The sequence below is a fragment of the Lapidilactobacillus gannanensis genome, assembly GCF_003946675.1.
GTDB classification, from domain to species: domain Bacteria; phylum Bacillota; class Bacilli; order Lactobacillales; family Lactobacillaceae; genus Lapidilactobacillus; species Lapidilactobacillus gannanensis.
In genome coordinates this window covers 1-6,528 of sequence record NZ_RHOT01000061.1, presented here as the reverse complement: position 1 = coordinate 6,528, position 6,528 = coordinate 1, and the positions used below count along the sequence as shown (strand labels likewise).

5 protein-coding genes and 2 pseudogenes are annotated in these 6,528 nt (G+C 42.0%); 5 read left to right on the top strand and 2 right to left on the bottom strand.

Going from position 1 to position 6,528, the window contains the following annotated elements; translation table 11 throughout:
* From EKM81_RS11410 to lepB, 4 genes and pseudogenes are all read left to right on the top strand, one after another.
* Window positions 1-316, top strand: a 316-nt coding sequence (locus EKM81_RS11410; protein WP_225420251.1) for a hypothetical protein, incomplete at its 5' end; no start/stop codon positions are given.
* A 576-nt stretch (window positions 317-892) separates the two neighbouring features.
* A pseudogene (racE, locus tag EKM81_RS11405) lies at window positions 893-2,325 on the top strand (glutamate racemase).
* Window positions 2,322-2,840, top strand: coding sequence for a metallophosphoesterase family protein (locus tag EKM81_RS10815; RefSeq protein WP_125651555.1), 519 nt, complete (start codon window positions 2,322-2,324; stop codon window positions 2,838-2,840). Before racE ends, EKM81_RS10815 begins: the two are co-directional and overlap by 4 nt.
* A gap of 204 nt (window positions 2,841-3,044) precedes the next feature.
* Window positions 3,045-3,608 (top strand): signal peptidase I, encoded by a 564-nt coding sequence (gene lepB, locus EKM81_RS10810; protein WP_164509305.1) that lies wholly within the window; start codon window positions 3,045-3,047, stop codon window positions 3,606-3,608.
* 249 nt (window positions 3,609-3,857) lie between these two features.
* On the opposite strand, the gene EKM81_RS10805 is transcribed toward lepB, so the two are convergent.
* Window positions 3,858-4,589, bottom strand: a complete 732-nt coding sequence (locus EKM81_RS10805; protein WP_125651551.1) for an MIP/aquaporin family protein — start codon at window positions 4,587-4,589, stop codon at window positions 3,858-3,860.
* A gap of 107 nt (window positions 4,590-4,696) precedes the next feature.
* Here EKM81_RS10805 and cbpB point away from each other — a divergent pair, with 107 nt between their 5' ends.
* Window positions 4,697-5,179 (top strand): cyclic-di-AMP-binding protein CbpB, encoded by a 483-nt coding sequence (cbpB, locus tag EKM81_RS10800; RefSeq protein ID WP_125651549.1) that lies wholly within the window; start codon window positions 4,697-4,699, stop codon window positions 5,177-5,179.
* A gap of 610 nt (window positions 5,180-5,789) precedes the next feature.
* On the opposite strand, the pseudogene EKM81_RS10795 reads toward cbpB, so the two are convergent.
* Window positions 5,790-6,398: pseudogene (locus tag EKM81_RS10795) on the bottom strand (zinc-binding dehydrogenase); the annotation flags it as partial.
* Between the last annotated feature and the right edge of the window lie 130 nt (window positions 6,399-6,528).

The following is a 6,528-nucleotide window of genomic DNA, read 5'->3' as shown; positions in this document are numbered from 1 at the left end:
TTTAAGGGGCTTTTTGCGTGTGGCAAGCCCTTCTAGGGCTAATAAAAAGCCACCCGCTATGCGGGTGGATGATTACTTTTTTGATATAAGCAACATTAAATGCAGAATCTTGGGTGGCGGTAAAACAGAGCTGGTTTTGACGCCATTGCGGGCTTGCTGGTTGTGGAACGCTACGGCCATTGATTTGAGCTTTTCTCTGAAAATCTCAAATACAAGGCTTATTGTAAGTGCTGAAGCACCAACAATAATATCGAGGCTGACAACCACGCCCGCCATTCCGTCTGGAGTTGAGTTAGTGCACTTCATCTTTTACTAGTAGTGAAGACGATTATAGCGGGATAAATCAACCCAGTTAAACTGTTATTAAATTTGAATAGCAAATTTAAAATTCTAATTAATATGCTTAACAGTGCTACGATTTGTAATTTCTTAAATCCAGAACACTTGTCAATCAAGCTATTAGTTCACAACAATCTGTTTTTCCAGATAGTGGTAAGCAGTTCTGTTAGTTTACACCGGTGGTGGCTGGGCGATTGGCGTCAATGGTGAAATTATTCTTAGCAATTTATTGCTTAGAATAAGGCTTGTATCTGAGATTGTTGCGTTAGCAATAAGCTCAGATCAACGCCCACCATGTTCCACGCCCTCTAAATCGCCCAGCCACCACCAGCCTCTAATTGGGGAAGTCTTGGCACCATTTTATTTCAGGCCTTAAATAGCTGAGTCCCTGCTATCCCCAGACTAAGGAGCGACTTAATCCAATTCAGCCAATATTAAAAAGAACAGAAGTGCCTAGTTCATTGATTTTTCCGCTGCTTTTAATTGTTGGCTCTTGAAATTAGTCAGTAAAAAAGCGACAATATAGTTTAATTCAAGATTTGAAGGGATAATTATGGCAAAGCAACCAATTGGTTTTTTAGATTCAGGTGTTGGTGGTTTAACAGTCGTCAAAGAAGCATTACGACAGTTGCCTCAAGAAGATATTGTTTTTATTGGTGATCAAGCGCGTTTGCCTTATGGACCGCGGCCTGCCAGTCAGGTGCAAGAATTTACTTGGCAATTGACCAATTTTTTATTAAAAAAACAGATTAAAATGTTGGTTTTTGCTTGCAACACAGCAACTGCTGAGGCCTTGGAGGTAATTAAACCGCATTTATCGATTCCCGTGGTCGGTGTGATTTTGCCGGGAACACGTGCAGCTATCAAGGCTAGTCATAACGGGCAAATTGGGGTCATTGCTACTGAGGGAACCATTGCTTCTAATGCCTATGAGAAGGCAATCAAGTTACGTGATCCTGACTTAACAGTGGTTAGTCTGGCCGCACCGAAATTCGTGCCGTTAGTGGAGAGTAATCAGTACCAAGGTGAATTAGCGCGTAAAATTGTTGCCGAAACTTTAGCACCATTGAAAGAAACGGCAATTGATACTTTGATCCTAGGTTGTACGCATTATCCTTTATTGCGTCCGTTGATCCAAGATTTCATGGGGCCAAAAGTGCAGCTAATTGATTCTGGTGCTGAGGCCGTTTCTGAAGTTTCAGTGTTACTGGATTATTTCGAGATTGCTAATCATCATTTAGAGGGGCCAAGACAAACCTCGTTTTATACAACGGCTTCGCCAGAAATGTTTGATCAAATTGCCGGTGATTGGTTAGACCTTAATGAAATTCACGCTGAGCAAGTTAATGTAAAGGAGTCGAATTGATGAAACATGAATTAGTGATTGCCACCAATAACTTAGGCAAAGCTCGGGAATTTAAAGACGTTTTCGCTGCAGCCGGTTGGCAAATCAAAACCTTAAATGATTTTGATCATTTACCACAAGTTCGCGAAACTGGCCATACTTTTGCAGAAAATGCGCGTTTAAAAGCTGACCATTTTGCTAAATTATTACAACAACCAGTTTTAGCTGATGATTCTGGGTTGGAAGTTGACTATTTACATGGCGCGCCGGGAATTCGTTCGGCACGTTATGCTGGGGATCATGATGATGCTGCTAATAATGCGCGTTTGCTGGCTGAGTTAGGTGGTCTGGCACCTGAACGTCGAACTGCTAATTTTCATACCACTTTAGTTTTGGCTTGGCCCGATCGTCCCGCAAACGATTTAGTCATCAATGGGGATGTGCCGGGACAAATTCTCAGTGTGCCGCGGGGCGACGATGGCTTTGGCTATGATCCACTATTTTATCTGCCAGCATTAGCTAAGACGTTTGCTGAAATGAATCCTACTGAAAAGAATAAATATAGTCACCGTGGGGCGGCAATTAAGAATTTATTGCCAGTTTGGCAGCAGTGGTGGCAAGAACAGGAGCAAGTCAAATGAAATTTCTAGTGGTCAGTGACAATCATGGCGATCAAAAAGTGCTTGAAAAATTAGTTCATCATTACCAGCAGCATGTGGATGCAATGATTCATTGTGGTGATTCAGAGTTATCATATGATGCTGATTTACGGCGGCAGTTCTTGATTGTTGGTGGCAATATGGACTTTGACCAACAGTTTCCGGAAAGTTTGACACGAAAAATTGGTTCAGAAACAGTTTTCGTTGCTCATGGCCATCGCTTAGGAATTAATTATGATTTAACCAGGCTACAATTGGCGGCCCAACAAGCTGAGGCAACATTGGCATTTTATGGTCACAGCCATCAACTAGCCTGTGAAATGGTGGCCGGCTGTTTGTTCCTGAACCCTGGCTCAATTAGCCAACCTCGAGGCCACTGGGCGATTTTAGGCGGCACCTATGCAGTTGTAACAACTACCGCAGAAAATATCAAGGTGCAGTACTATACACGTGATTTGGCGCCAGTAAGCGACTTGACCTTTGATTTTAAACGTTAACTAATAAAAATAGTGCAAAAAAAGGACTGTTAGCGCAGTCTTTTTTTTGTGGAGATTAAAAATTGGGTAGTGCTGCTGCTGAAAATTATTTGATCCAAAGTGAGCAATTAATGCTATACTGTAACTATCATGATAACTAGTACACAATGAGTGATGCCGTGAATGAACGGGTAAAAAAGGATGGCATCTTAGGAGTTAATGACCATGGTGAAACAAAAGGAAGTCCCGACTGATGACAGAATTACCAGACGTTGGTGGTTACAGCTCATTACCAGCATGGTGATTTTATTCTTGTTCACGCAATTTATTTTGCATCAGTTAATTTCAACTGATGTGGTTTCCGGCATTTCTATGGCCCAGAATTTTCGCGACGGCGATCAAGTATTGACCCTTCGTCACGGTAAAATTGCCCATGGTAGTGTGATTATTTTTGATGCACCTAACGATCCCGGAACGCTTTATATTAAGCGTGTGATCGGCTTACCTGGTGATCGGATTCAAATGAATCAAGATCGACTTTACGTCAATGGTCATTTGACACCAGAACCATACTTGCAACATTATTTGACAGGCCGGGCTTTTACCGAGAATTTTACGTTAAAGGAAGCATTAGGGGTTAGTCAGGTGCCTGCCCATAGTTATTTTGTTCTCGGTGATAATCGGCCAGTTTCCCGCGATAGTCGCCGAATCGGCTTCATTAAACAAGACCGAATTATTGGTACGGTCAAAATGCGTTATTGGCCATTGAATACTTTCCAGCTTTATTAGTAGGGTATCATACAATTAATTGAATTGAATTAAGTTAAGTCGTTCCCTGTCTAGATAAGCTTGTAGAATGAAGCACCACTATTTGGCCGAACCAGTTCTGATTTATTAGCGAGATGTTTGAAGTATATTCTTTGCGACAACTGAACAGTTTTACATACTTCTTGAAGCTGGGTAATTATTTTAATCAAAATAAAAAGCAACCAGAAAATTGCTTTCTGAGTTGCTTTTTTGTAAGCTTAAATTAATGGTTTACATGAAAACTGACTTATAGGTTAACGCAGCTAGGATACCAGCACAAATTGGTGCGACAACAGGGACCCATGAGTAACGCCAATCAGAGCCACCTTTATTTTTCAATGGGAGCAGGCTATGCAAAATCCGTGGTGCCAAATCACGAGCAGGATTTAGCGCGGGCCCAGTTGGACCACCTAATGAAGCAACTAAGGTCATTACTAGAAACCCTAAAGCCAAATGAGCCGTTCCTAGATCATTATGGAAAAATGGCGCCTTAGTAATACCTAATGCTGAGAAAATTAAAATAAAAGTACCAACAAATTCATTGGCGAAACCATTGAAGCGACTTGAAGTGGCATCAATGGTCGAGAATGTCCCTAAAATATGCTGGGGATTAGTGGTCATGTCATAATGTGGCTTGTAAATCAAAACGACAATAGCCTGACCAACAAAAGCACCTAACATTTGGGCGCAAAGATAAGGCACAACATCAGACCAAGGGAATAGGCCGTTAACAGCTAAACCAATGGTGAAAGCAGGATTGATATGGTTTCCGGAAATACCACCGAAAATAAGTGCAGGAATCATTACGCCGGCACCATATCCTAAAGAAATTAAAACCCAGCCACCATGTTCGCCTTTAGTACCAGTTAAATCAACATTGGCGACGGCACCATTACCTAAAATTACCATGATTGCTGTACCAATGAATTCCGCGGCTAACCGCGTTAATAACGAATAAGTCATTTTCTTCCTCCAAAATTAAAATACAGATAAATATTATACTTGTTAATGGCACGACAAGCAATCTGTGTCATAATAAAAGTATGGAAACAGAAAGGAATTTTTGATAAATGATTGCCAAATCGATTGAAGAAATGTTGTTAAAGAAACAAACCGGCTTTTTAATTCCCGCTGATCGCGTGGCGACTTTACAAGCGACTAATCCACTGACTCATGCTTTTATGCTGCTAACTAAAGTGCGCTATTCTAAAATTCCTGTTCTTGATACAGCGTCACATTTAACTGGGTTGTTGACGATGCCAATGATTACCGAATCAATGTTAGGTTTAGAAGAACTAAGCTTTGATCCGATTGCGGAAATGACGGTTCAAGATGTTATGCAAACTGATTTTGATACGATTAAAGTGACCGACGATATGGATCTGACTTTGCATTTGTTAGTGGATAATCCCTTTTTACCGGTTGTTGATGAAAAAAATATTTTCCAAGGCATTTTAACGCGGCGGGAAATGATGAAGGCCTTCAATTATGTGGCGCATAATATTGAGCAGGAGTACGAAGTCGTTGCCAAAGAAGCTACTGAAAAAAATTGATGATGTTGAAACAAAACTGGTTCTGACTGCATTCCGGGCTTGCTGGTTGTGGAACGCGGCCGACGCTGATTGAAGACTTTTGCAACGCAAAGGCTTCAATACAGGTCTTATCGTAAGCGCTAAAGCACTAACGATAATTTGGCTGCTACTCGCAAGCTCGGGCGCAAATTAAAACCATTGGCTGACGCCAAAATCCCTCCATTTCGTCCGGAGTTGAGTTAGAGCACTTACCAGTTGTTAGTGTTTATGGCAGTTGTTGCAGGACTAATCAACTTAACTCATTCTGTGATAACAACTGAATAGTTATAACCACAAAGCCCGCATGACAGTTTCTGGATTTCCAGAAACATTGTCATGCGGGCTTTGTTAGTTATTACTAGCTGTTGCTTGAATAGTGGTACTAAACTTCGTTAGTCTTAATTCTGGTTACTTGACGATAGCTAACTTTACTCATACTGGTGCTTAATCTATTACACTAGCTTGGCTCAAAACGCAGTGAAGGCCGCCGGGTCGGCCGCGTTCCACACCCCGCCGGCCGGAACGGAGTTGCCCACTCTTCTGCCTAAAACAAATTAAGGCTTAGATCAATAATCATTCTGATTCAGAAAGTTTATAAAACAATATAAGATTTAATCACCTGACGATCAGTCATGGCTTGATAAGCTGCTTCGATTTGATCAAGGCTAAAGGTGTCATCGAAAACCTTACCAGGATTGATTTTACCATCGAGGACAGCTTTCAATAATAGTTCTTTATCATAAGTGGTCACTGAAGCGGGGCCACCAGCTAAACTAATATTGTTGCCAAAGGTTTCGCCAGGGTCAATTTTGTTACCATGGGGCAAGCCAACGCGGCCAATAATGGCGCCGGGACGGCCGACCTTCAAGGCTTCGTTGGTTGACATTTCGGTACCAACACATTCGAGCACAGCATCAGCGCCACCGTTGGAAACCGCCAGTAACTTTTTGATACCTTCGTCGCCACGTTCAGCAATGTTGACGGTGGCGCCAAACTCACTAGCTAAAGCTTGACGGCTAGGATGGCGGCTCGTTGAAATAATTTGCGTGGCACCGCGAAGTTTGGCCGCAATAATTGCACAGAGACCAACCGCACCATCGCCTAGGACAATCACTGAATCGCCAGGCCGGACATTAGCAACACGCGCCGCATGATAGCCAGTTGCCATGACGTCGGCTAACGTCAACAGTGACTTCAACATCGCGAATTTTATAATCAAGTTAGCCACCCATGTTGATTGATCAAAAAATGGTAAAAAAAAGACACCAAGACGAAAAATCAGGTATCATTGAAGTTCCAACACTAAACAATGAGAGAGGTTTTCGTCTTGA

Bases quoted from the DNA above. Each gene is read 5' to 3' on its own strand.
- EKM81_RS10815 (WP_125651555.1), top strand. From the start codon at position 2,322: ATGAAATTTCTAGTGGTCAGTGACAATCATGGCGATCAAAAAGTGCTT.
- lepB (WP_164509305.1), top strand. From the start codon at position 3,045: ATGGTGAAACAAAAGGAAGTCCCGACTGATGACAGAATTACCAGACGT.
- EKM81_RS10805 (WP_125651551.1), bottom strand. From the start codon at position 4,589: ATGACTTATTCGTTATTAACGCGGTTAGCCGCGGAATTCATTGGTACA.
- cbpB (WP_125651549.1), top strand. From the start codon at position 4,697: ATGATTGCCAAATCGATTGAAGAAATGTTGTTAAAGAAACAAACCGGC.